Origin of the sequence: Biomaibacter acetigenes, assembly GCF_003691585.1 — a bacterium.
In the GTDB taxonomy this organism is placed as follows: Bacteria; Bacillota; Thermosediminibacteria; order Thermosediminibacterales; family Tepidanaerobacteraceae; genus Biomaibacter; species Biomaibacter acetigenes.
In genome coordinates this window covers 2,510,669-2,537,405 of record NZ_CP033169.1, presented here as the reverse complement: position 1 = coordinate 2,537,405, position 26,737 = coordinate 2,510,669, and the positions used below count along the sequence as shown (strand labels likewise).

The 26,737-nt window shown below is 47.0% G+C and carries 18 protein-coding genes; 15 read left to right on the top strand and 3 right to left on the bottom strand.

From position 1 onward, the window contains the following. Positions 1 to 166: 166 nt before the first annotated feature. On the bottom strand, positions 167 to 622 hold the full coding sequence (mntR, locus tag D2962_RS12870) for a transcriptional regulator MntR (RefSeq protein WP_120766411.1): 456 nt from the start codon (positions 620 to 622) through the stop codon (positions 167 to 169). A 158-nt stretch (positions 623 to 780) separates the two neighbouring features. Here mntR and D2962_RS12865 point away from each other — a divergent pair, with 158 nt between their 5' ends. From D2962_RS12865 to hepT, 8 genes are all read left to right on the top strand, one after another. Then, entirely contained in the window at positions 781 to 2,106 is a 1,326-nt protein-coding gene (locus D2962_RS12865; protein WP_222927535.1) for an Nramp family divalent metal transporter, read from the top strand. 203 nt (positions 2,107 to 2,309) lie between these two features. Then, positions 2,310 to 3,221: a UTP--glucose-1-phosphate uridylyltransferase GalU gene (gene galU / locus D2962_RS12860; RefSeq protein ID WP_122015201.1), complete on the top strand. Its 912-nt coding sequence runs from the start codon at positions 2,310 to 2,312 to the stop codon at positions 3,219 to 3,221. 344 nt (positions 3,222 to 3,565) lie between these two features. Next, entirely contained in the window at positions 3,566 to 7,090 is a 3,525-nt protein-coding gene (nifJ, locus tag D2962_RS12855; RefSeq protein ID WP_122015796.1) for a pyruvate:ferredoxin (flavodoxin) oxidoreductase, read from the top strand. A gap of 227 nt (positions 7,091 to 7,317) precedes the next feature. Continuing rightward, positions 7,318 to 8,541, top strand: coding sequence for a DNA polymerase IV (locus D2962_RS12850; RefSeq protein ID WP_122015200.1), 1,224 nt, complete (start codon positions 7,318 to 7,320; stop codon positions 8,539 to 8,541). Between the two features lie 158 nt (positions 8,542 to 8,699). After that, positions 8,700 to 9,482 carry a DUF72 domain-containing protein gene (locus D2962_RS12845; protein ID WP_245984688.1) on the top strand — a complete coding sequence of 261 codons (783 nt, stop codon included), beginning with the start codon at positions 8,700 to 8,702 and terminating at the stop codon, positions 9,480 to 9,482. 21 nt (positions 9,483 to 9,503) lie between these two features. Continuing rightward, positions 9,504 to 10,442, top strand: coding sequence for a Cof-type HAD-IIB family hydrolase (locus D2962_RS12840; RefSeq protein WP_162991219.1), 939 nt, complete (start codon positions 9,504 to 9,506; stop codon positions 10,440 to 10,442). 57 nt (positions 10,443 to 10,499) lie between these two features. Then, positions 10,500 to 10,922: a nucleotidyltransferase domain-containing protein gene (locus D2962_RS12835; protein WP_162991218.1), complete on the top strand. Its 423-nt coding sequence runs from the start codon at positions 10,500 to 10,502 to the stop codon at positions 10,920 to 10,922. Positions 10,923 to 10,926: 4 nt separating this feature from the next. After that, positions 10,927 to 11,355, top strand: coding sequence for a type VII toxin-antitoxin system HepT family RNase toxin (gene hepT / locus D2962_RS12830; protein ID WP_245984686.1), 429 nt, complete (start codon positions 10,927 to 10,929; stop codon positions 11,353 to 11,355). Between the two features lie 44 nt (positions 11,356 to 11,399). On the opposite strand, the gene D2962_RS12825 is transcribed toward hepT, so the two are convergent. Then, a complete protein-coding gene (locus D2962_RS12825; protein ID WP_122015199.1) occupies positions 11,400 to 12,401 on the bottom strand; it encodes a D-alanine--D-alanine ligase family protein in 1,002 nt (333 codons plus the stop codon). Between the two features lie 540 nt (positions 12,402 to 12,941). On the opposite strand from D2962_RS12825, the gene D2962_RS12820 reads away from it, so the two are divergent. Further along, complete coding sequence (locus D2962_RS12820; protein WP_162991217.1) at positions 12,942 to 15,080, top strand: tetratricopeptide repeat protein; 2,139 nt, start codon at positions 12,942 to 12,944, stop codon at positions 15,078 to 15,080. A gap of 400 nt (positions 15,081 to 15,480) precedes the next feature. Continuing rightward, positions 15,481 to 16,470, top strand: a complete 990-nt coding sequence (locus D2962_RS12815; protein WP_120766403.1) for an ornithine cyclodeaminase family protein — start codon at positions 15,481 to 15,483, stop codon at positions 16,468 to 16,470. 60 nt (positions 16,471 to 16,530) lie between these two features. On the opposite strand, the gene D2962_RS12810 is transcribed toward D2962_RS12815, so the two are convergent. Further along, positions 16,531 to 18,036 (bottom strand): M1 family metallopeptidase, encoded by a 1,506-nt coding sequence (locus D2962_RS12810; RefSeq protein ID WP_245984684.1) that lies wholly within the window; start codon positions 18,034 to 18,036, stop codon positions 16,531 to 16,533. Between the two features lie 287 nt (positions 18,037 to 18,323). Between D2962_RS12810 and D2962_RS12805 the strand changes: the two genes are divergently transcribed. The 5 genes from D2962_RS12805 to D2962_RS12785 all read left to right on the top strand — a co-directional run bounded on the left by D2962_RS12805 (position 18,324) and on the right by D2962_RS12785 (position 26,712). Then, complete coding sequence (locus D2962_RS12805) at positions 18,324 to 19,241, top strand: prenyltransferase (protein ID WP_120766402.1); 918 nt, start codon at positions 18,324 to 18,326, stop codon at positions 19,239 to 19,241. A 180-nt stretch (positions 19,242 to 19,421) separates the two neighbouring features. After that, entirely contained in the window at positions 19,422 to 19,829 is a 408-nt protein-coding gene (locus D2962_RS12800) for a bacteriohemerythrin (protein WP_122015197.1), read from the top strand. Positions 19,830 to 19,861: 32 nt separating this feature from the next. Then, positions 19,862 to 21,361, top strand: coding sequence for a TIGR02677 family protein (locus D2962_RS12795; protein WP_122015196.1), 1,500 nt, complete (start codon positions 19,862 to 19,864; stop codon positions 21,359 to 21,361). Positions 21,362 to 21,365: 4 nt separating this feature from the next. Further along, positions 21,366 to 22,517 (top strand): TIGR02678 family protein, encoded by a 1,152-nt coding sequence (locus D2962_RS12790; protein WP_122015195.1) that lies wholly within the window; start codon positions 21,366 to 21,368, stop codon positions 22,515 to 22,517. Next, on the top strand, positions 22,507 to 26,712 hold the full coding sequence (locus D2962_RS12785; RefSeq protein WP_122015194.1) for a TIGR02680 family protein: 4,206 nt from the start codon (positions 22,507 to 22,509) through the stop codon (positions 26,710 to 26,712). The genes D2962_RS12790 and D2962_RS12785 overlap by 11 nt, the downstream gene beginning before the upstream one ends. The last annotated feature ends 25 nt before the right edge of the window (positions 26,713 to 26,737 follow it).

Genomic DNA, 26,737 nt, shown 5'->3' with positions numbered 1-26,737 from the left:
ATTTGATTATTAACAATAGCCCCCAACTCCTTTTATTCCCCCAGTATGGTGTAAAAGCATGAATTACAGTGCGACGGCAAAAGGTTTCTCTCTATATTTACAGATATCTACATTTTATCCTCCTTATTCCTATCATACCAATTATCGAGTATTTTGTAAATATGCTTTATTTTTTAAATATATCTTCCAGAATTTCCTGGTGATTTTTTAAATACTTTACCAGGTATTCAATTTTTTTCACTGTGCCGGGGCTTATGGTATGCTCTATTTTTTCCACCTCATCCAGTAGGATGGTCCTGGGTACCCCCAGCAGTTTGAGAAATTCCTCCAGGGTAGTGTGCCTTTTCAGTAAGGCCCTGCCCAGCCTGGCCCCTTTGGGTTCCAGGGTTATAATATTGTATTTTTCGTAGTTTAAGAGCTTAAGTTCAGCTAGCTTTTGTACCATTTTTGTGGCTGAAGGGGGCTTTATGTTCAGGGCCGATGCAAGCTCGTTTATCCTGATAAAGCCCGTTTCTCTGGACAGCCTGTATATCATCTCCACATAGTCTTCCATGGCGGCGCTGAGAAGCTGGTCTTCTTTTTTCATGTATTCCGTAAAGGTAAAAAAGTTTCTCTCATGCATATTTTTCACCCGCCTTCAAACTTCCGATTACTAAATTATATGCGGAAAGTCACACCTTTAAAACGGGATTCATATTCTGGAATTAAAAGAGAAGTTAGATGAGATTAAAATTTTTAGCCTGGTTTAATAGCCGGCTGTGGAGAAAGGATGTGACTGCCTTGCCGGTCCGTTTGAATGAGGAAGTTATGCGGGTGTCCGGAGATATGGAATATGAAGCGGGCAAAACGGGATGGAAAGTGCCGTTATGGGCCAGGGTACGGGATTTAAAGTCAAATGCGCGGGTTTTGCTCAGGTTTCTTGGGCCCGCCTTTGTGGTGAGCGTGGCTTACATAGACCCGGGCAACTTTGCCACAAACATAAGCGGGGGCTCGTATTTCAATTACAGCCTGATATGGGTGATACTGTGGAGCAATCTCATGGCTATTTTTTTGCAGACGGTATCTGCCAAGCTGGGGATAGCCACAGGATATAACCTGCCCCAGATGTGTGCCAGGACTTTTTCGAGGAAAGTTAACTGGTTTTTGTGGACTGTGGCCGTCATCGCAGCTATGGCCACAACCCTGGCGGAATTCCTGGGCGGTGCCCTGGGGCTGTACCTGCTGTTCGGCATACCTCTTGTGTATGCCGGCATAATCACCGGGGTTATAACCTTCTTGATAACTTACATGGAAAAATACGGCCAGCGGGTGGTGGAGGTCGTCATAACCCTGCTGGTGGCGGTGATATGCGCCGCCTACGGCGTCGAGATGTTCCTGGCAAAGCCCGACTGGCAGAAAGTGGCCATCCACACTATCGTTCCATCGCTTCCCGATGGATATGCGGTATTGATTGCAGTAGGTATGCTGGGGGCTACGGTGATGCCACATGTGATTTATCTTCATTCCCAGCTGGTGCAGTGCCGCAACACTTCCGAAAGCGTTAAGCACAAGCTCAACCACTTTCACATGGAAAAGATGGATGTGGCCATAGCCATGAACATAGCCTTTATGGTAAATGCCGCCATGGTGGTGGTGTCCGCTGCGGTGTTTTATTCCAGGGGTATGCGGGTGGATTCCATAGAACAGGCCCACCAGTCTCTGGCACCCCTGCTGGGCCACCTTTCCAGCGCAGCCTTTGGCATAGCACTGCTGGCATCAGGGCTGTCTTCCTCTGCTGTGGGCACATTGGCGGGGGAGACGGTGATAGACGGTTTCGTGGATATTAAGATACCGCTGAACATAAGGCGCATAGTCATCATGGCCCCGGCTATGATAATCATCGCTGCGGGGATAAATCCCATGAAAGCATTGATTTTAAGCCAGGTGACCCTGAGCTTTGCCCTGCCTGCAGCCATCATACCCCTCATGCTTCTTACCTCCAGAAAGGGCATCATGGGGGTGCTGGTGAACAAACCCCTGGAAAACATCGTGGGGTGGCTTATTACCGCTGTCATAATAACCCTGAACGGCATACTCCTGTTTTTTACTTTTACAGGTAACCTGTAACCGGTTAAAATAATACAGGCGAAATAAGCTATGCCTTCCTTAAAAACTGCGGGAATCCCGCGTTTTTTTATATTTATTTTTAAGGCTTTTGTTTCAGAAATCCTGTTTTTATGGAGGAAATCCTGTTTTACTGTAGAATAATTATTTACGGTATAAAAAACGGCAGTTTTCATTCATTGAAATTTATTTAGAGAGGTGCAGGCATGAAGATAAAAAAAGCTATTATTCCTGCGGCGGGCCTTGGTATAAGATTCCTGCCGGCCACCAAAGCTCAGCCCAAGGAGATGCTCCCCATAGTGGACAAGCCGACAATCCAGTTCATTGTGGAAGAAGCAGTAAAGTCTGGGATAGAGGAGATTTTGATAGTTACGGGCAGGAATAAGAGGGCTATAGAGGACCATTTTGACAAATCGGTGGAACTGGAACTGGAGCTCAAAAAGAAGGGCAAGGAGAGCCTACTGAACCTGGTGGAGGACATATCCAATATGGTGGACATACACTACATAAGGCAGAAGGAGCCCCGAGGCCTGGGGCATGCCATATACTGCGCCAGGACCTTCGTAGGGGACGAGCCCTTTGCGGTGATGCTGGGAGATGATGTCATAGATGCCAAGGAGCCCGTGCTGAAGCAGATGATAAATGTATATGAAAGGTTCAACTGTTCCATCCTGGGAGTGCAGCAGGTGCCTGAAGACGATGTGGACAAATACGGCATCATAGATGCCAGCCTCATTGAGAAGGACATTTACAAGGTCAACAATCTTGTAGAAAAGCCCAAAAAGAAGGATGCACCTTCCCGCATGGGCATCCTGGGCAGATATATAATAACCCCCCGGATCTTTGAGATACTGGAGAACACAAAGCCGGGCGCCGGGGGAGAGATACAGCTCACAGACGCTTTGAAGGAGCTTTTAAACTTCGAGGTCATATATGCGTACAACTTCGAAGGCCGAAGGTATGATGTGGGAGACAAACTGGGGTACCTCATAGCCACGGTGGAACACGCATTGAAGAGGGATGACCTCAAGCAGGAATTCGGGAAATATTTGATAAATCTCATGAAAAACCACTTAAAGTCTATAGAAGAAGCCGCAGCATTAAATGATAAGCAATGACATGGTCCCGCCGCTGGGCGGGATTTGTTTTTTTTTGAAAAACAGGGAGGAATTTAAGGATTTATGTAGAATTCATATAACCGGCATTCCTGTATACAAAAAACCTTAATTTGCATCACAGTCAACCTTAAAAAAGTGTATACACAAAAATCAAAGACTGTGATATAATTATCAAGGCTTCTGTTATACCATTAAAAATCAATATTATACTGGATTAGGCCTGCTGTTTTATTACCTTTAGCAGAATAGTAATATAACAGCTCAGGTCCGGTCGGCATGTTATGCAACAAGACAAACGGGAGGAGCCTTTGATTAAAAAAATAAATAAAGGAGAGGAGAAATCCATGCCTAAAACTATGAAGTCCATGGACGGCAACGCTGCCGCCGCCCATGTGGCGTATGCATTCACCGATGTGGCAGCAATCTATCCCATTACCCCTTCATCTCCCATGGCAGAGCATGTGGACGAGTGGAGCGCCCACGGCAGGAAAAATATTTTCGGCCAGGAAGTAAGGGTAGTGGAAATGCAATCTGAGGCCGGCGCCGCCGGCGCGGTACACGGTTCCCTGGCTGCAGGAGCTTTGACCACCACCTTTACGGCATCTCAGGGACTTTTGCTGATGATCCCCAACATGTATAAGATAGCCGGAGAGCTCTTGCCCGGTGTTTTTCACGTCAGCGCCAGGGCGGTGGCATCCCATGCCCTATCCATTTTCGGAGACCATTCCGATGTAATGGCCTGCCGGCAGACGGGGTTTGCACTTCTTGCTTCCGGCAGCGTCCAGGAAGTCATGGATCTCGGAGGAGTGGCCCATCTTTCAGCCATAAAAGGCCGCGTGCCATTCCTGCATTTCTTTGACGGGTTCAGGACATCCCATGAGATCCAAAAGATTGAGGTGATGGATTACGAAGAACTCAAAAAACTGGTGGATTTTGAGGCCGTAAGGGAGTTCAGGAAGAGGGCTTTGAATCCCGAGCATCCGGTGACCAGAGGCACCGCCCAGAACCCGGATATTTTCTTCCAGGCGCGGGAGGCATGCAACCCGTATTACCTGGCAGTGCCCGAGATTGTCGAAGCGTACATGGCCGAAATCAGCAAAATTACCGGTAGAGAATACCACCTGTTCAACTACTACGGCCATCCCGAGGCCGAAAGGATAATAGTGGCCATGGGCTCGGTGTGCGAGACCATCGAGGAGACCGTGGATTACCTCATGGCAAAAGGCGAAAAGGTCGGAGTACTGAAAGTGCACCTCTACAGGCCTTTTTCGGTGAAACATTTCCTTGAAAGCATACCCAAAACCATAAAGAAGATTGCGGTGCTTGACAGGACCAAGGAACCCGGTTCCCAGGGCGAACCCCTGTATCAGGACGTATGTACTGCATATTTTGAAAACAAAGTTCATCCTGTGATAGTGGGTGGCCGCTACGGCCTTGGCTCCAAGGATACCACGCCTTCCCAGATAAAGGCGGTTTTCGACAACCTAAAGGCTTCCGAGCCCAAAAATCACTTCACCATAGGCATCGTGGATGATGTTACCAACACGTCCCTTAAGGTGGAAGAAGATATAAACACCACTGCCGAGGGCACCGTGTGCTGCAAGTTCTGGGGCTTCGGCTCCGACGGAACGGTGGGTGCCAACAAGAGCGCCATAAAGATCATAGGCGACAACACCGACATGTATGCCCAGGGCTATTTTGCTTATGACTCCAAGAAGTCCGGAGGTGTAACCATATCGCACCTGCGCTTCGGCAAAAAGCCCATCAAGTCCACATATCTCATAGATAAGGCCGATTTCATCGCCTGCCACAAGCAGTCATATATCGGGCAGTACGACGTGCTGTCAGGTTTGAAGGACGGCGGTACCTTCCTGCTCAACACCCAGTGGTCCCCCGAGGAACTGGAGGAGAAGCTGCCGGCTTCGGTAAAAAGGTTCCTGGCAAAGCACAATATCAACTTCTATATTATAAATGCTGTGGATATTGCTCAGAAATTAGGCCTTGGCGGCAGGATTAACATGATAATGCAGTCTGCCTTCTTCAAACTGGCCAATATTATTCCTATTGAGAAGGCAGTGGAGGAACTCAAGAAGGCCATTGTGGAATCTTACGGCCACAAGGGCGAAAAGGTCGTGAACATGAACTACAAAGCAGTGGACAGCGGCATTGACGCTCTGGTGAAGGTGGAAATTCCCGCGGCCTGGGCTGAGGCCTTGGATGAAGCCGCGGCGGCCAAAGAAGTTCCCGATTTTATAAAGAATGTGGCGGATGTAATGAACCGTCAGGAAGGCGATAAGCTGCCGGTAAGCGCCTTTGTGGGCAGGGAAGACGGTACCTTCCCCCAGGGGACTGCAGCATATGAAAAGCGCGGCATCGCGGTGAATGTTCCCGAGTGGCAGCCTGACAACTGTATCCAGTGCAACCAGTGCTCCTATGTATGTCCCCATGCTGCCATAAGACCCTTCCTGCTGAGTGAGGCAGAGGTTAAGAACGCCCCTGAAGGATTTGTTTCCAAGAAGGCCACTGGCAAGGGCTTTGAGGGGCTGAACTTCCGCATTCAGGTGAGCGTGCTGGATTGCACCGGCTGCGGAGTATGCGCCAACACCTGCCCCGCAAAACAAAAGGCGCTGGTTATGAAGCCCCTGGAAAGCCAGAGCGGTCAGATTCCCAACTGGGATTATGCAATGAACCTTTCGCCAAAGCAAAATCCCATGGGTATCGATACAGTGAAGGGCAGCCAGTTCGAGCAGCCCCTCCTGGAGTTCTCGGGCGCCTGCGCAGGCTGTGGTGAAACTCCCTATGCAAAACTGGTGACACAGCTTTTCGGTGATAGAATGATGATTGCCAATGCCACGGGATGTTCATCCATCTGGGGAGGCAGCGCTCCTTCCACACCTTACTGCACCAACAGGGATGGGCACGGACCTTCCTGGGCCAACTCCCTGTTTGAGGACAATGCCGAGTTTGGATATGGCATGTATCTGGCGGTAAAACAGACCAGGGAAAAATTGGCATACCTTATTAAGGAAGCCATGAAAATGGATATTTCACCGGAGCTTAAAGAGGCCTTCCAGATCTGGCTGGACAATATGAATGACGGCAAAGGCTCCAAGAAAGCAGCCCTTGCCATCATCCCGCTGCTTAAAAAATATGAAGCCGCTGATGAAAGGGCAAAGAAGCTTCTGACCGAGATTCTTGACATGAAGGAATATCTTGTGAAAAAATCCCAGTGGATCTTCGGCGGAGACGGATGGGCCTACGACATAGGCTTTGGAGGCTTAGATCATGTGCTGGCATCCGGCGAGGATGTGAATATACTGGTGTTTGACACCGAGGTTTACTCCAATACCGGTGGACAGTCTTCAAAAGCTACTCCCACCGGCGCTGTGGCTCAGTTTGCCGCCGCAGGAAAGAAGACCAGGAAGAAAGACCTGGGAAGGATTGCCATGAGCTACGGCTATGTGTATGTGGCCCAGGTGGCCATGGGAGCCAACCAGAACCAGCTTATAAAGGCTCTCATCGAAGCCGAAAGCTATCCCGGACCATCCCTCATCATCGCCTATGCTCCCTGTATCAACCATGGTATCAAGATCGGCATGGGCTCAAGCCAGCTGGAGGAGAAGAAGGCCGTGGAGGCCGGGTACTGGCACCTGTACCGCTACAACCCGCTCTTGAAGGAACAGGGCAAGAATCCCTTCATACTGGATTCCAAGGCGCCAACCGCTTCCTTCAAGGAGTTCCTCATGGGGGAGGTGCGCTACTCAGCTCTGGCTCAGACCTTCCCCGAAAAGGCTGAACAACTGTTCAAGAAAGCCGAAGAAGACGCCAAAGATAGATATGAAAGCTACAAAAAGCTGGCGGAAATGTAACTTGATATCAAATTTTAGTAAGAGGGTCGGATTTTTTTCCGGCCTTTTTTGTTTTGGGGTCAGGCTTGCAAGAGTGAGTCAGCATGAGTCAGGGGACGTGAGTCAGGGGATCTGAGTCAGGGGACGGTTCTCTGACTCATTTTTTCTTAACCAGCCTGACCCACGTCTTGACTTTTTTTAAAAAGGTTATAAAATAAAATAAGAACAAATGTTCGGAGATGGTTTTTATGCTTCCCATCATTCATGTGGATATGAATGCCTTTTACGCTTCCTGCCACCAGGCTGAAGATCCGGCCCTCAAGGGTAAGCCCGTGCTGGTGGCGGGGGACCCCAAAAAGCGCAACGGCATCATCCTCACCGCATCTTATGAGGCCCGAAGGTTCGGGGTGAAGACCGCCATGCCCAACTGGCAGGCGAAGAGACTGTGCCCTCAAGCCATTTTCATAAAACCTGACTATGACCTTTATGTCAAGACCAGCAGCAGGGTGATGGATATCCTGGGCAGGTTTACGCCTCTGGTGGAGGTGTTTAGCATCGATGAGGCCTGGCTGGATGTGACGGGGTGTGAAGGGCTTTTCGGGGACTCCGTCACCATTGCCGGAAAGATACAGAAGGCTATACGGCAGGAACTGTACCTCCCCTGCTCGGTGGGAGTTTCCTGCAATAAACTGCTGGCCAAGATGGCGTCTGACATGAAAAAACCTATGGGCCTTACAGTGCTGGCGCCGGAGGATGTGCCGCAGATGTTGTGGCCCCTGCCGGTGGATGAGTTGTTCGGTGTAGGGCACCGTATGGCCGAGCGCCTCAGGGAAATGAACATTACTACCATCGGAGACCTGGCCCGGGTGCCTGAAGAGCTCTTGCGGCAGGCCTTCGGATTGAATGGCCGCTATTTGCATCTTGCGGCCAACGGCATCGACGACAGTCCCGTGGACCCGCATTCCATGGACAGCGCCAGGTCCATGGGACATTCCACCACCCTTCCCAGGGATGTGACAGGTTTTGAGGAGGCGGAGATGGTGCTGCTTTCCCTTTCGGAGCAAGTGGGAAGGAGGGTGCGCCGGGAAAACTATATGGGCCGCACGGTCACCATTACGCTGAGGGATGCTTCCTTTGGGACTATCACCCGCTCCGTAACCGTACCGTATACATGTGCCACTGAAGACATATATGCCGCCGCCAGGAAACTGCTCCATGCCCACTGGGATGGTAAAACTCCCCTCAGGCTTCTGGGGGTAAGCCTTTCACAGCTCGTAAAGGAATTTGAACAGGTATCTATATTTAAAGAAGATGAAAAGAAAAACAAGCTCAACCAGGTCATAGATGAAATAAAAGACCGCTTTGGCGACGGTGCCATATTCCGGGCAAAGCTGCTGAAAGACGATGGCCTCAATGAGAGAAAGCTGGGCAAGACCGCCAACAATGCTCCGGCCCTGAGGGGGATCAGGTAAAATAAAATTCAAATACAAAACATAGAGACGGGGTGATGGAACTATGATATAATAAAAAAAAGTCTTCGATTAAATGATCTTTCTATTAAGACACTGCGCAATGATACAAGAATACTGGAACTCAGCCAGAACTTTAAGAAAGCAGGCAGTAAAATGGAGTGACAAAATTGATACTTATAGCCACATCGGGTTATGCCTACAAGGACTGGAAGGGCAAGTTTTACCCGGAGGACATAAAAGAAAAGGATATGCTGGCCTTTTACAGCAAGGTGTTTCCCTTTACAGAAGTGAACTCCAGCTATTACAGCATGCCTTCAAGCTACATGTTCTATCATATGATGAAAAAGACTCCCGAGGGATTTGTCTTTGTGGTGAAAGCCTTTGGGGGGATGACTCACGGAGGAGACCTGAGTGATTCCACGGTAGATAAATTTAAAGAGGCTATAAAGCCCCTGGCGGATGAGAAGCGCCTGGGGTGCGTGCTGCTGCAGTTCCCCTACAGCTTTCACAACAACGAGAAAAACCGGGATTATTTGAAGAAGTTCCGGGACAGGATGGGGGATTTGCCTCTGGCGGTGGAGTTTCGAACCGTCGACTGGCTGACGCTGGATTCCATAAAGCTTTTGCGGGAAAATAAAATGGCTTTTGTGTGTGTGGATGAGCCGCCCATAAAGGGCCTCCTGCCGCCGGTGGTGGTAGCCACGGGCCCCATAGGGTATATCCGGTTTCACGGCCGGAACAGCCGGAAATGGTACGCCCATGAAAAATCCTATGAACGTTATGATTATTTATATTCCGAGCAAGAGCTTTCGGAGTGGGTACCCAAAATCCGGGAGCTTTCCCATAAGACCGAATTGGTGTTTATCGCCATGAACAATCATTTCAATGCCCAGGCGGTAATCAATGCCAAACAGCTTCTCAGCCTGCTGGAGACACTTTAATTGAATATGAGGAGAATCCGGATGAATTACGATTTCAAATTGATTGCCCTTGATATAGACGGTACTCTAATTACAAGCCATTATACCATTACCGCCCGAACCCGAAAGGCCCTGCGCGCCGCTATGGATTCCGGGATGAAGGTCACCATAGCCACGGGAAGGTTTTACCACAGCGCCAGGCACATTGCGAGGAGCATTGGCATCAATGCGCCGCTGGTGTGCAATGACGGAGCCCTGATAAAGGATGTATCTACGGGCAAGACGAGTTTTTTCAAACCCCTGCCCATGGAGATAGCCCGTGACATTTTGTGGATTGCCTCAAAATACAGGAGCTTTAAGGTGCAGATTTTTATGGAGGACTACAAGATATTTGCCGGAAAGGATTACCGTAGAACCCAAATCGGGCGTTTTATCAGGTTCTCCCGCAGGTATTCCGCTGTGGGGTGCTACAATTACCTGAGGGATTTTGTGTTTGTGCCGGTGAAAAATGCCGGAAATCTTACAGGAGCGGTTGAAATAATGAAGGAGCCTCCTGCAAAAATAGTCATTTACGCGGACCCAGATGAACTGGATATTTTTAAAAAGGAGCTCACAGAAAAGTTCGGCGACAGTATTTTTTTGACAACGGCTATCAAAAACACCGTGGATATATTAAACGGCGAAGTGTCAAAGGCCAGGGGGCTGGCGGTGCTAGCTGAGAGCCTGGGGATAAAGAGGGAGGAAATTATTGCCATAGGCGACAACATCAATGATATGCTCATGCTGGAATACGCAGGCCTGGGTGTAGCCATGGGCAACGCCCAGGAAATGGTGAAGAACAGGGCGGACTATGTGACGGCCGGGAATGATGAAGACGGCATAGCCCTTTTTGTAGAAAAATTGCTGCAGAACGAGGTAGGGCAGCGTGAAAGGATAATTGTTGCAAGAAAAGGCCTTTCACACAGCGAGCCGCCGTTTTAATGGGTCCATTGTGCTGCCTTTTGCGATAAATTGAATTGAATGAGCGGAGGTGCTTATATGGGTGAGCTTATCGAATTGGACCGATTAAAGCTTTCACGATTTGTTCGAGAAAAACTGGAAATGTTCCCGGAAGTGGTTGGGGCATATTTTTTTGGGTCTGTCCTGGAAAAAATGAGACCGGACAGTGACATTGATGTGGGAATCATTTTACAAACCGGCGCAATAAAAAGTGAAAAAGAACTGGACCTTTTACTTGCAAAATTGGCAAATGCGTTGGGTAATTATGAAGGCCACATTTTTGATATTGTATCGATAGGGAATGTAAACAATATTTTGGCGTTTAAGATATTAAAAAAAGGAGAACCCATATATATTAAAGATGAAGGCAAAGTCACCGATATGATAGAAATTGTGAGCCGTCTCTATTCTGAAAACTACCCTCGATATAAAGAAGCTCTTAAAATTATTTTGGAGGGATGAAATCATGACGGTCGACATGGATAGGATTGCTGTAAAAATATCTTATATAAAGGAACAAATATCGTCGATCAGAGAATTATTAAAAGAAAAAAATAAAGATGAAATATTGGCGGACACCTGGCTTTTAAAGGGGTTAAAGTATTCATTGCAGACAGCAGTAGAAGCAATGATTGACATCATTTACCATATCAGCGCAAAACATTTTAATAAGGCTGCGGAGGATGCACGAGAGGGATTGAGTATACTTTTAGAGCATAGTGTCATTGATGAAAATAGTTATACCATATATAGCTCAATGATAGGATTTAGAAATCGGGTTGTACATGGATATCAGCAGGTAACCCCTGAACGGGTTTATGAAATAGCATCAAAGGAGCTTGTTGATTTTGAAAGGTTTATCGAACAAATCCTTAAGTTTTTGAGAAGAGAATAGGGACATCTTATAAGCATACAAAGAAGTCCCTTTTTCTGGCACAATCATGAAGTCATAAGGTCCCGCTTTGATAGGGCGTTTATTGTTTCTTCACCGTATCTTTTTATGGCACTTTGAATTATAGAGCCGATAAATTCCGCAGCCGTCATGCCCAGAGCCTCGGCCATATAGCCCATGTAGCCATTGTGGGCTTTGCCGGAGGACATGGTGAGTCCAGCAAAGGTATTGAGTTCCAGGAAATAAGGTATGCCATCCCGGCCCAGGATCATGTCTATCCGGCCAAAATCCTTTGCATTCAATACCTTATAGATTCTTTTTGCTATATCGGTGATCCTGCTTTGTTCTTCGGAGGTAAGCTTTGCAGGGCAGTGTATTATCTCATGATCTAGCATCTTGTGTTCAAAGGTGTTGGTAATGGTGGAATTATACTCTATCTCAAGGATGGGTAAAACTTTTGGGTTTTCATAACCGATAATGCCTACGGTAATCTCCCTGCCTTGAATGAATTCCTCTACAAGGGCGGGTTGGCCGATTTTCTGTGTTATCTTGGCCACAACCCCCGGAAGGTCTTCAGGGTTTTTTACCACATTTTCTTCACTTATTCCGGCGCTGCCGCGCCCTCTTACAGGCTTTACGAAAAGCGGATATTTGAGGTGATGTTCCGGGATTCTGTCAGGGCTGTTTGCCACGAAGAATCCGGGGGTAGGCAGTTTATGATAGGCCACTATCTTTTTGCGGGCGGCTTTGCTTGTGGCCACCAGGTCCAGTCCGGAGCCCACGAAGGGTATGCCGAAGGCTTCGAGAAAAGCGACTTCCTTCAGGGAAGAGGCATTGAAAATCAGGTCGACTTTCTCATTGTTCAGAATTTGAAGGGTTTCCCGGGGGTCCTTTTTCCATTCGATGAGGACCGCGTCAAAACCGGCTTCCCTTATGGCCGAATAATGTTGAAAGGCTTCATCGTAAGCATCATCGAAGATCTTGTCCTGTGTGAGCTTTCTTTGAAGCTCCACATTTCTGAATCTCCTCCAAAATACTCCTACTTTCAACTTTTATTCCCCCTTATTAAATTTTGATGACGGTGACGGCCCGGCGCCTGATATAATTATATATCATAGTGACACTTTATTGCAATAATTTTGACTTTATCAGGGTTGAAAAAACGGCTGTTTTTGCCTCCATAGGCCGGCCGTATTTTCCTTTTCCTGCAGTTAACATCACCTTTCAACAATTATTATTGTATGATATAGTTAAGAATGAATGTAGGTATTTTAAAGGCCTAGCTTGAGGGGGGTTTCGGCGGTGCAGAAGATATCGTACGGAAAGATCTTGTTTAACCCTTTTATAACACTTTTATAACCCTTTTAATCACATAGGATACTATAATGGATTTAGATGTTAAAACTAAGTCCTCTGCCGGCAGGAAACTTTTATATTTTATATTTATACTGTGAGTTATAGATAGAAGATTGCGCCCATTCGGCGCCGAAAAATTGGAATAGGGTCCAACAATCAATGTGTTTTCTGTCAGTGTGTCATAAGAACTGTCACCGTGACACACCCTGACACAAACTAAGGAGAGGATGTATATGGAACTTAAAAAATTTACCGCACTGATAATTTCCGCGGGACTTATTGTCACAGGCTGTAGTATGCTGCCTTCACCGGGAAGCACCATAAAGGCGCCCCGGGTGGCCAGTGCCCAGGTGGAGGAAAAGGAAGATGCGGCGGCTATTGCCCAAAACTTCCTGCCGGCGGGAGCGAAGTTCTTTCCCCCCAGCAACCCCGATAAGGTTGGAGCTGTTCGAGAAAAGGACCTGGATGGCGACTTGCAGGATGAGATCGTGGCTACCTACAAGGTGGGAGATAATGCCAGTGATGTGGGGGCCATGGTCCTCAAGAAAAAAGAGGGGAAGTGGCAGAAAGTATGGGAGCAAAAGGGATTCGGATATGACCTGGATCTGATGGATTTTGCAGACATCACCGGGGATGCTAGACCTGAGGTTTTAATCGGCGGAACCATTGGAGCATCTGCAGGAAATGGCCTCGGCATCTTTCAGTGGCAGGAAGGTACCCTGAAAGAACTTGCTTCTACCGGATATCATAAGCTGGAGATTCTCCAACCGGGAAAAATTACCGGAGAGTATGGCCCCGATGATAGGGCGCTGCTGGCAGTATGGCAAAAGGACACCGGGACGGCCATGATGGTGAATGTGCTGCGCTGGGTTGGAGTTGGCTTTATTTCGGCTGAAGATATGTATAAAGCATATTTTCCAAAAGTAGTTGATTATTATCTGCAGCAATTAAAACAAATGCCCAATGCGCCCTTTTTATGGTATTATCTTGCCGATGCTCAGCAAAAGGTTGGCCGGCCCGAGGATGCGATAAAATCCATAGAAACGGGTCTTGAAAAGGGCCTTGCTATACAAGGCGAATATTACCCTCCGGCCTATCAATTTGAAATGGTAAGGGCCAAGGCCCTCAATGATTTGGGTGAATATGAAAAGGCCATAGGTGTTTTTAATAATATTTTAAAGGCACAGGCACGAATACCCAAACCCGGTGAAGGCAATCAGCCCGAGGAGCCGGCATTTCTTAAAAAAGTCAGGGCCCAGGCATACCTTAATCTGGGCAGAAGTTACGAGGGTTTGAAGCAGTATGATAAAGCCCGTGAAAATTATCAAAAATCAAAGGATATATCTAAAAGTCTTTATAAAGAAGGTACCGATGATCAGATCCTGGCTATGATGCCTGCCGACAAAGCCCTCCGGCGGTTAAAGGGTATCAAAGGCTTCGAAAAATTAAGTGTTTACTTATCGTCTTTGAGCCCTGAGGAAAGATGGCAAAAGTTAAATGAGCTTGAAAAATGGGGCAGCGAGCAAAATATAGCCGTAAAGTCACTGCAGGCCGAGGACCAGGATGGCGGCTTTCCCCAGACGGTGCTGGTGGACTTTTCCACAGACTCCAAGTTTGTGGGAGGTTATGCCGATGGCCACGCCATATTCTGGTGGGATAAAGATAAATTCCATTCCCAGGTGTTTTACTCCGCCGACGAGGATGCCCATGGATTTTCCCCGAGCTTTATGGTGATAAATGCCAGGCTTTCTCCCGGTTCGGACAACACCGTGGAGATGGGGGTAGTGTATGATGCGGCCTCCGGCGGCAGTGGCAGCCCCGTTCCGGTATATAAGGTTTTAAGGCTTGAGGATGACGGCAGATGGTGGATCGTATGGAGCTCCCCGAGGACGGGATGGTACAACAGCCATGGCAAATTGACCTTTGCAGGGCATGGCATCGCGGAGGTCATACTGGAAGGGGATTCCTGGTATTGCGGAGATGGCAGGGATAACATCTTCCATGAAAGCAACGCCGGCCCCCACAGACACTTCCAGAGCACCTGGGAGCGCCAGGGGGATGGATATGTATTAAAGGAAAAGAAGACCATACCCACGGCCTATAATACCCTGGTGGAATTCATATATGCTCTCAGCACCGGAGACGGCGAAGCGGAAAAATGGGTGACCGATAAAGCCTTAGTTGAAAAGGCAAAACAGATGAAGCTTGTGCAAAACCCCCTGGGTCAGAACTGGATGTTAGATTTTAAAGACCCCGTCGCTGAACGCCAGGGACCTTTAAAAATAATAAAAGACATGTCGGATCCGGAAAAAGGTGTGATGATAAACTTCATCGAGAAAAACGGACAGTATTTGATTTCCGACATAAAGTAACTTATAATGCACCGGTGCCTATCTCGCAGTGTATCCTCTAGTGTATAAAAAAGCTGGGGCTTTGATTCTGCCCTGGCTATTTTTATTGCTTTTGAGAGTAAGGTGATGACCCTGGATACCACGCCTATTACCACCGGAGGTCTCACTCCTGTGCTGTATCATGTCTTTCATATTCCGACGCCGGTCATAAAAGGCCGGCATTATTTTTTTCTCCGGCAGGATTTTAAAGAAAAATAAAGAATTTAGGTATATGTATAATATCGGAGGCCGGAGGTCAGCGACCGGAATAGAAGGAATTTGGAGGCGCAAATTCCAACTTATGAGTTAAATTTGTTAAGGGCAGAATCCACTAAAAATTATAAATTGAGGTAAAATATTCAATTAAAAGGGAGGGTATTTTATGTTGGTTTTAAAGAGAAGTGATGTGGAAAAAGCCCTTTCCATGGGAGAGGCCATTGAAGCTCTGGAACAGGCCTTTGCGGCCTTTTCGGCCGGCAGGGCGAAGGTGCCTCTGAGGACGGTGATCCATGTGGAAGGCACTGCCGAAGGTGATGCTATTTTTATGCCGGGACATGTGCAGGGAAGCGGTGTGGCTGTTAAAATGGTGTCGGTTTTTCCAGGAAATATCTATGCCGGCAAGCCCACCATAAATTCGGCGGTGGCGGTGATCGACGAAAGCACCGGCGAACCGCTCGCAGTAATGGACGGCGCTTATCTTACGGCCCTCCGCACCGGAGCGGCTTCAGGAGCGGCGACAAAACACCTTGCCCGCAGGGATTCCCGTATCGCTGCAGTGATAGGCGCCGGGGTCCAGGGCAGGACCCAGCTGGAAGCGGTATGCTGCGTCCGGGACATAAAAGAAGCCAGGATATATGATCAAGATAAAGAACGGGCGGCAAAGTACATAGAAGATATGAAAATGAAGCTGAAAGGTGTAAGATTCGTAGCTGCAAAAAAATCGGATGAAGCGGTGATGGACGCCGATGTGGTGATAACCGCCACCACTTCAACAAAGCCGGTGTTTTCTGCAGAAAGCCTGAAAAAGGGTGCCCACATAAATGCCATAGGGGCATACACCCCCCGGATGCAGGAAATCCCCGAAGAACTGCTGAAAATGGCGGGGAAAATAGTGGTGGATTCCCGGGAAGCGGTGCTGGCCGAGGCGGGGGATTTTCTAATACCCATGGGCAAAGGTGTATTCTCGCCGGACAATATATATGCCGAACTGGGGGAAATAACATCGGGCAGTATGCCGGGCAGGGAGCACGATGATGAAATTACCCTCTTCAAGACCGTAGGCATCGCCGTGGAAGATGTGGCCTGTGCCGCCATGGTATATAAAAAGGCTCTGGTCATGGGCCTGGGGGAACGCATCGATTTAAACGGTTAAGTAAGGAATTTTTTACACATAACGCATAATAAAACGGAGGTATAAGCCTTTTGAATCTGCCTAAAACCATTTCTTGAAGAAACCGTCGTCTATGCCTGGATAATGCTTTTGCTTTAAAAACTCAATAAACTCGTTGAAACTCACATTTTTGTATTTATACGTATCAAAATATGACCGTAGAAAATCCAGCATTTTTTCCTCGCCGATGGTATTTTTCAAGTCCTCATAAAACAGGGCTCCTTTAACATAGACAATGGCGAAATATTCGCGGTTGTTCTTGAAAAGACGGACGGGGTCCTGCATTTTTCTTTTACTGCCCTTGATGAGGCTCATGTTGGCATCTACCTGTCTTTCAAAATAAGATTCCCTGCCGGCCTGACCATACCTTTTTTCGAAATAATAAAGTGCGGAAAATTCCGTCAGGCCCTCATCCACCCAGGGCTCATTTATCTGATCGTTTCCCACCAGGGCATACCACCACTGATGGGCCACTTCATGGGCAGTGGACCTTTCAAAAGAGGTGCTGGAAAGGTAGGGTTCCTTATATTTTGCCGTGTTCATCATTATGAAAGTTGGAAATTCCATTCCCCCGGCGTAAAAGTTGGCTTCAGCCAACCTCAGCTCCGGGTAGGGGTATTTCCCAAAGCTGTCGTTATACACTGATAGAGCGTGCTTTACTATGTCCAGGGCCATAAAACCGCCCTTTTTGTCTTCAGGGTGAAAATAGGATATGATTTTAATACCGTCCACAAAATCTTCGGCGGTTTCATAGTTGTTGCTCAGGGCTGCGGCAAAATCCCTGATTTTTTCCATGGAATATGTGTAGATGGTCTTACCGTCTTTTGCGGATTTTCCCTGCAGCGCCCCCGAAGCTGCTACCGTAAAATCCTGAGGCACCGTGAACCGGACGGTGTAATCGGAAATGTCGCTGTAGGTGGGGTCCCCAAAAGCAGGGTGTTTATCCAGGCTCCACTTGCCGCCGTCATATATCGCCAGCAGGGGGTACCAGTTTCCCAGGGAAAGGGTAATACGGTCTTTGCCGAACATCATGTAGCCAAACCTGTAGTTGGCCCTGGGGATGGTGAGGGCAAACTTGAGTTGTATTTTAGAATTTTTTCCCGGGTCCACAGGCTTTTTTAATGTAAGCTTCAGCGCTTCATCGCCGTTGAGAGTGGTCCACTCCACAGGCTCCCCGTCCTGGCGGGCCTCCAGGATATCAATGCCCCCGGTGCTTATTCCGTCGGGGAAAACCAGATGCAGGTCCCAGGAGAAAAAGGGCAGGTGTTTTTTATCTCTGAAAATATTCGGGTAAAGGTGGAAATACAGCTCCTTCATAGGAGCGCTTGAATTGTTTACATAAGTAAGGGCCATTTCGGCCTTTATGTGGTTTTTTCCATCATATTCAAGCCTGATATCGTATTTATTTCTCTGGGGTTTTTCATGGATTTTACTATCTATTTCAGAACTTTGTTTGCTTTGAGGCAAGGTGCCCTGCATTGAAAAAATAAAAAAGAAAGCCGCTGCTACTATAAGTAAAACAACAAACGTTGCAAAAATCTTCTTCAAAGTTGCAACCTCCTGATAGGCTTTAAAGTTCCGTGATAATCTCGATAAGCTTCCAGACTGGAATACCTTACCTACTTTAAGCTTGCTAAATAATATTGATGATGTTCCTTAAGCTAAAAGTCATTCACCTACAAGTATTCTTCTGTCTTTAATTCGCTATATAGTTAAAAAATCCTTCTCATAATAAAGATGAATATTCATGCTCAAAAAAATCATAAAGGAATTTGGCATTGAGTTTTAAAACTGATATAATTTATACAAAAGCGATTATTCAGGAGGAAATTTTTATGACAACAAATTTCAAAAGACAGTGGCGGGGCTTCTGGCAGCTGGCAGACCCCAAGATATGGGTGGCTTCTACGGTGCCTATGGTGTGCGGAGCCGCCATGGCATACGGTTTGGAAGGGGTATTTAACATATACTGGTTTTTATGGTGCCTTGCCGGTATATATCTTATAGAAATAGGCAAGAATGCCATAAATGAATTTGTGGATTATGAATCCGGGGTAGACCGCTTTATTGCTCCGGAAAAGAGGACTCCCTTCAGTGGAGGCAAAAAGACCATTGTGGACGGACTATTGACCGTACGGGAGACGAAGGTTATCGCCGTTGTCACTATGGCGGGTGCCGCCGTTATAGGTCTTTATATTGCAATGGTACGGGAGCCTATGGTCCTGTGGGTAGGGCTTCTCGGCTTTCTTCTGGCGGCTTTTTACAGCATGCCTCCCTTTAAGCTGGCTTATAGGGGCTTTGGAGAATTCGTGGTAGGTTTTACTTTCGGTCCTCTGGTCATGGGGGGAACATATCTGGTCCAGACCCATTCCTTAAGGCTTGAAGTGGTACCGGCATCGCTGGTCCTGGGCTTTTTGATAGCCAACGTGCTCTTGATAAACCAGTATCCCGATTATGAAGCCGATGCCCGCGGTCAAAAGAAAAACTGGGTGGTGCGGCTAGGAAAACAAAAGGCCGTCGGTGTATATACGGCACTTTTTGTTATGGCTTATGTCAGTCTGTTACCTTTAATAATCTTTACTGGAAGCCCTGTGTGGCTCCTGACGTTTCTTAGCATTCCCCTGGCCCGTCGAGCCATAGCCGAGGCAAAAAAATATTATGACGATATTCCCCGGCTCATGGAGGCCAATGTCAAAACTGTACAGGTATATCAGCTGACAGGCCTGATGCTGGCTATAGCGGCCCTGATTTAACTGTAAAACATAATTTTTGAATTTGTGAAGGATGCTCTCCGTCATTAGTTTAAATACTGGGGGTTCGGGGTTTTGACCACGAGCACTGAAGTCCTTCCGCCGGAGCAAAATATTGCTTTAAAGTAGGCCGATAATATTTTACAATTGAGGTAAAAGACAGGGTAAAAAGGGGGTTTTTGTATGGCAGTACAATGGACACAGGACCTTGCTACGGGTGTTGAGGAGATTGACAGCCAGCACAAGGAACTTTTTAACAGGATTAATAGATTAGTAGAAGCGTGTTCCAAAGGTAAGGGAAAAGAGGAGATATCCGGAGTCCTGAGGTTTCTTGAGGACTACGTGGTAATGCATTTTGGAGCCGAGGAAGAACGTATGAAATCGCTGGATTTTCCGAATTATGAAATACATAAAAAAATGCACGATGATTTCATTTCGGATCTACAGGACTTGAAACAGCAGCTGGAACAAAAAGGCCCTACCGTGGCCCTGGTGATAAAGGTGAACCATTTTCTTTTTGACTGGCTCACAAACCATATCAGGAAGATGGACAAGGTAATGGGGGCGTTTTTGAAAGCTAAACAGCAATAGCGGGAAAACTTTTGTATCGATGAGGGATCAAAATGCCGCAGATAGACAGGTTGAACATGGAACTTTTAAAACCGCTGGATGAGGCAAGATACTTGACAGCAGAAAACGCTGCAAGATACAGGGTTATCCTGCGCTTTTTTTATGAGCAGCACCAGAGGCTGCGATACTGGCTCTATAAGGAAGATGTTTTTGATTATATGAAGCAATTTGCCGTTTTTTCAGATTATACTATAGAAAAGTGCGAGCAGGATTTAAATGCCCTTTCCCAGTGGAAGAACCTCATTTCCACCCAGGATACCACAAAAGCCGCCACCCTGGAGGAATTCAAGAATAAGAAGTTCAGGTACCAGCTCAGCCCTTACTCCATTGAGATCGAAAGGATGACCATCAGGCTGGAAAGCCTTTCTGGATATGGCGGGTCTCTGGAGCCTTCATTATTTGAAAGGATATACACCGCCCTCCTGAAGATAATAGACCTTTCTTCATCCCCTGACACGGCGGCTATTCACCGATGGTGGCAGGATTTGAACGGGGACTTCGAGAGCATTTACCACAATGCCACTGACTACATCGCAAGCCTCCAGAGTTCGCGGGCTGATGAGCTTATGAAGACCGAAGCCTTTATAGTCTATAAAGACCGCATGATTGATTATCTTCGGGATTTCATAAAGGATTTGCAGCGGTTCTCATCAGCCATCGAAGAATTTCTTAAAAACCTGGATGAGGATGTAGTGAATAGCGTGGTCGAAAAGCTGGTGGAATATGAGCTTTCCGTCCCTCGGATCGACCGCATCCCTGAAGCCGATGAGGTTAGAGGGGAGATAAAGAGCAAGTGGTTCAATCTAACAGGCTGGTTTTTGGGCTATGGGGGAGATGAAAGCGAGGCATACCGGCTTTTCAATGTGACCAATGAGATAATAAGGAAGATCACCCGCTTTGCGGCCAGAATCGCTGAAAGCCGTTCAAGGACCTTAAGCCGGAAGACCGACTATTTAAAACTTGCGGCAGCTTTTGCAGCATGCAAAGATCTAAATGAGGCTCACAGGCTTTCAGCGGCAGCCTTTGGAGCTTTCAATACCCGTCACCTGGCAGGAGAGTTTGAAAGGGCCACCGAGAGCATCACAGTAGGGGTATGGGATGAAAAGCCCTGCACTTTTAAATTAAAACCTAAGACCAGGAACTACTCCGAAAGCGGCAACACCGGCGCCGTTCGGGACTGCAGTGAGTCAAAAAGCCAAAAACTTAAGGAATATTTGATGTCTTTGGAGCAGGAGAGGGAGATACTGGAAGGCCTCATCTTTCAAAACAGGATAAATCTTGCAAAGTTACCGGAAGTGGAGCCCTTTGTGAGGATTACCCTCCTTCGCTGGATAGGCAAGGCCATGGGAAGCAGGAACAAGACGGCGAAGACCGAAGACGGCAGACAATACAGGGTAATTTTTCCCAAGGACCATGAGCGCATATGGTTAAAGTGCACCGACGGCAATATTAACATGCCGGCCTTTATCATAGAATTTGAAGATGTCGGGTGATTTCATGGAAGAGCTGCATATGCTTTTGGAAAATTTCTGGATACTCAGGGATGAAAACCGGGAGGATTATTACAGAATAAGAGATGCTCAGGGGCGTATTAAACTTTTTATAGAGGAAAAATTGGGGTACAGGCTGGTAATAAATCCTCATATGGCCAAGCTGGAAAAGGTACCCGGGGAGGCTGAAGCCTGGATGGGCATTCAGGATTTCAAAGAATCCATGGATTATGCCTTTTTATGTTTGCTCCTGGCTTTCCTGGAGGAAAAGGGCCCTGAGGAACAGTTTGTGCTTTCAAATATCACAGAGTACATCCAGGCCACCTATGAAGGATATGAAAAGGTGGATTGGAATCTGTTTTCCCATCGAAGGTCCCTGGTAAGGGTGCTGGTGTTTGCAGAGAAAATTGGGATTTTAAAGGTGAACGACGGGGAGCAGGAGAGGTTTTCGGAAGATAGGACCACTGAAGTGCTCTATGAAAATACCGGAATTTCCGGATATTTTCTGAGAAGTTTTGGGCGGGAACTGGGGGATGATATAAATCCCGACATTCTGCTGGAAGGTGAATGGCTTACAGGTGACACAGAAAGAGGAAGCTTCCGCCGTCACCGGGTTTATCGCAAGCTCTTGCTCTCGCCGGCTGTGTATAGCCAGGGGCCGGATGACCAGGATTTCCTCTATATAAAAAATTACAGAAACACCATTCAAAGAGATTTTGAGGAAAATCTGGGGGCTAAACTTCATATCCACAAAAATTCCGCCTTCCTGATATATGAAAATTCTTCCCGAGACAAATCCTTTTTTCCGGATGGCAGCAATATTTCCGACATCATCCTTCAGATAGGCGGGCTTTTGAGAAAAAAGCTGGATGAAGAAAAGCTTCATGTAAAGCCCGATGATACTATTGAAATACCGGAATCGGAGTTTCACCACATTATCATGGAATGCAGAGAATTGTATAAAAGCGGCTGGTACAAATCTTACCGGGAGCTTTCGCCCGACAAGCTTATTCAGGAAGTGATGGATGCCATGGAGTCCTGGAAGATGATTGTAAGAGATAAAAAGCTTCGTTCTGTAAAGATCTTACCTATGGTGGGAAAATTTACCGGAGAATACCCGGAAAATTTCGTAAAAGGAGTAAAGACTCATGAAGAGTAGATGGATGATAAACAGAGCAGGACTTGTTAATTTCTGGTACTATGATGAGGAGGAATTCGACTTTTCCGGGGGAAGGCTTCTTTTGAGGGGGGCAAACGGTTCAGGTAAATCTGTCACCATGCAGAGCTTCATCCCCCTTTTGCTGGATGGCAACAAGAACCCCGAGAGGCTGGATCCCTTTGGCTCCAGGGCCAGAAGGCTGGAAGATTACCTGCTGGGGGAGGAAGATGTAAGCGGCGTTGAGGAGAGGACCGGCTACATATACATGGAGTTCAAGAGGCAAAATGCCGAAAGTTACATAACCGTGGGCCTGGGACTTAAGGCCCGCCGGGGCCAGGGCCTGGACTCCTGGGGATTTATCATACTGGATGGCCGTCGGGTGGGGAAAGATTTTAACCTTTATAAATCGCAAATAGGGCCAGATGGGAAAAAACAAAAGGTCCCCCTGACCAAAAGAGAGCTCAAAGCCAGGATTATTCCTGGCGGAGAAGTGGTAGAAAGCCAAAAGGAATACATGGAAATGGTGAACAAATACATCTTCGGCTTTAACACCGTGGAGGAGTACGACGAACTCATAAAACTGCTGGTGCAGCTTCGAAGCCCCAAACTTTCTAAAGATTTCAGGCCCACTGTCATCTACGAGATAATGAATGCGGCGCTTCCGGCTCTGTCCGATGAGGACTTGAGGCCCCTTTCAGAGACCATAGAAAACATGGATGAAATAAAGGTGCATCTGGATGAACTATATAAAAGCCGAAGCTCTGCTGCAAAACTGAAGGCTGAATACGATTTTTACAACCGCTTTATTTTGTATGAAAAGTCTAAAGACCTGGTAAAATCATACCAGGACTTGACATCCGCCAGGAAAAACCGTGATATCCTGATCCAGGAGATAGAGAGCCAGATGAGATTGGAGGAGGAGCTCTCGGTAAAAATCAAAGCCCTGCAGGATGAGCAGGCGGCCCTAAAACAGAAGGAGGAGTCCTTAAGGGATAATGACGCCCTTAAGGCAGGGCAGGCTCTGGCAAAAGAGGAACAGGTTCTAAAGGATAGAAAAAGCGCCCTTGATAAAAAGCAGGGCCAATTGAACGACAAGAAATCCCGCTTAAAAGACCTGGAGCAACGAATCGGCGAGGCTAATCGGGAAAAGGAATCCCTGGAGCTTAAGATCCAGGACATGATAAGGGACATGGGAAAGACCGCCGGCCTTGCGGACTTTATGGAACATGAATTTTCAAGGGATGAGCTTTTAAAGGCTTTTGGCAAAAAATTTGATTTTACTTTCTGGAAAAGCGAGGTTTTAAAGCATAAAAACAAGATAAAAAAAGCTCTAGAAGCCCTGCAGAAGGAGCGGGAAGAAAACAAAAAGTATGATAAGGCGCTTCAGGAACAGGAAGCTTTAAAAAAAGATAAGGACCAATGTGAAAAGCAGCTAAAGGAATGGGAGAAGCAGTTTGACACCGTCAAAGGCGAATATGTGGAGAGGATATACCAGTGGTCCGGCCAGAATGAGGAACTGAGGTTACCCCAGGAAGACCTGGAGGCTGTGGCACGTCTTGCTTTAAATTACGGCAATAATGTCGGATTTGAAGACATCTTAAGGGAAATCAGGACATTTTATGAAGGCAAAAATCGGCAGCTCCTTGATAAAAAAATATGGCTCGAAAACCAAAGAGAACAGGAAAAAAATTTGTATGATGAAAAAAAGGCCGAACTGGATGAGTGGAAAAATAAAAAAGATCCGGAGCCTGAAAGGGACCCCCAGGTGGAACAAAACCGTAAAAGGCTTAGAGAAAGCGGCATACCTCACATCCCCCTTTATAAGGCCATAGAGTTTAAGGATGATGTGGATGAAAAAACCAGAGGCAGGATAGAGGCGGCCTTGGAGGCCATGGGTCTCATGGATGCACTGATAGTCCCAAGAGAATATATGGATAAAGCTATGGCGATGGATGATAATATGTGCGACAAATTCATAGCTCCAGGCTCTTTTTCCATGAAACTAAATGTGCTGCAGTACTTCGAGGTAGCCGGCCTCGAGGGAGAATCCATATCCCGGGAAACGGTGGATGATGCATTGAGGAACATCCTGGTGTACCGGGAAGATAACGGAACATATGTAGGGGAAGATGGATTTTTCGGCATAGGGGTCTTGCAAGGCAAAGGCCCTGACGGCATAAAGTCTCGATTTATTGGATACGAGTCCCGGAAGAAGTTCAGGGAAGAAAAGATTTTGGCTTTAACCCGAGAACTGGAAGAAATAAATGGCCGTATACAAAATTTGGACCGAGAAATAAGTACATTAGGTGTGAGACTGGAAAGGTTAAAACAAGAGTATGATAATTTTCCTGGGGTACAGGATTTGGATACGGCACTGAATTTTTGCAGAGATGCCGAGAGGGAACTTAGGAATGCCGAAAAAAGTCTGGAAAACAAAAACCAGGAGGTCAAATCCCTTTTTGACTTGTTACAATCCTTAAGGGCAGAAGTCAGAATGCTTACTTCAGGCCTCAGCATCAGGGCGGATATCGCGTCTTTTGAAGAAGCCAGAGACAACATGGAGGACTATGGCGAGAGTCTGGGACGGCTGGAAATCACATATTATGGTGTGATTTCTGCCATGGAAAAAGTTTCGATACTTAAACAAAATTATAATGATGCCAAGGCCGATGTGGAAAACCTTTCGGTGGAAATCCAGGATATAGCAAGACGTATAAGTGAAAGCCAGGCCAGGATAAAAGCCCTGACGGAAGCCATCGAGACTCTGGGATTAAGAGAGCTTGAAGAGAAGCTGAAAAAGTGTATCGAAAGGCTGGAGGATATCCCTGAGGAGATAAGAGATGCGGATACCCGGAAGGCTTCCACATTTGCTAGAAGACAGACCAATACGGAAAAGCTTTTGGAGCTGGACAACAAAATACAGATTTTAACCGGTGTATATGAAATATATAGAAAAGGTTTTGTGGATGAATGGAAACTGGGATTTATAAAGGATCTGGGAGATTTGCCGGAGGATGGGGAAGATGATAAAATCCCTGCCTTCTGCCGGAACATAATAAAGACTCTGGCGGCTTTGGTAGAAAAGCCCGGACTTGATAGAGAAAAGCTTAATACTAGACTGACGGATGCTTTTCATGACAGCCAGGTAGGACTTTTAAACTATGGTCTTACCATGGGGTACCTTTTCGAGGGAACCCATGAACAGGATGAAAAAAATATACAGGATTCTTCCGAACAAGATGAAAGCGAGATTTTGAAAGAGGCGGCAAGGAAGCTGCGACGCTTTCAGATCACCGCAAACCTTCAGGGCAAAATGGTCTCACTGTATGCCCTTTATGACACCATTGAGCAGGATATTGCCGCCAATGAGGCGCTTTTGAGGGAAACCGACCGACGACTTTTTGAGGAAATTATAATGCATAACGTGGGGAAGAAAATAAGGGCAAGGATTTTCAGGGCAGAGGAATGGGTGAAGAATATGAACCGCCTCATGTCCGAGAGAGACACCTCCAGCGGTATTACGTTTTCTCTTCAGTGGAAACCCATCCCTGCCGAAAGTGAGGAGGAAATGGATACCCGGCAACTGGTAGAAATCCTGAAATCCGGTGCCCAGATGTTAAAACCCGAAGAATTTAACCTGGTGACAAGACATTTTAGATCCAAAGTAGACAGGGCCAGGAAAATTCTGGATAATGCCGAAAACACCGAGACTTTCCATCAAATAATAAAGGATATCCTGGACTATCGGAAATGGTTTGAGTTCAAACTGTATTTCAGAAAGGAAGGAGAGACCCGCCGGGAGCTCACCAACCACGCCTTTGACAAGCTCAGCGGCGGTGAAAAGGCCATGGCCATGTATATACCGCTGTTTTCAGCGGTATATGCCCGATATGACTCGGCCGCTCAGGATGCTCCGAGGGTCGTATCTCTGGATGAAGCCTTTGCAGGTGTGGATGACACCAACATAAAAGACATGTTCCGGCTCATGGAAGATCTGAAATTTAATTTTATTATTAATTCCCAGGTGCTCTGGGGAGATTACGACACCGTACCGGAGCTTTCCATATGCGAGCTGGTGCGACCCAAGAATGCCAACTTTGTGACGGTCATCAGATATATCTGGGACGGTAAAAAGCGCATGCTGAAATACGATGTGGATGAAGATGCGGCGGCAGCCGTGGGAAGTGGGAAGTGAGAGGTTTGATGTGTGAAAGAATGAG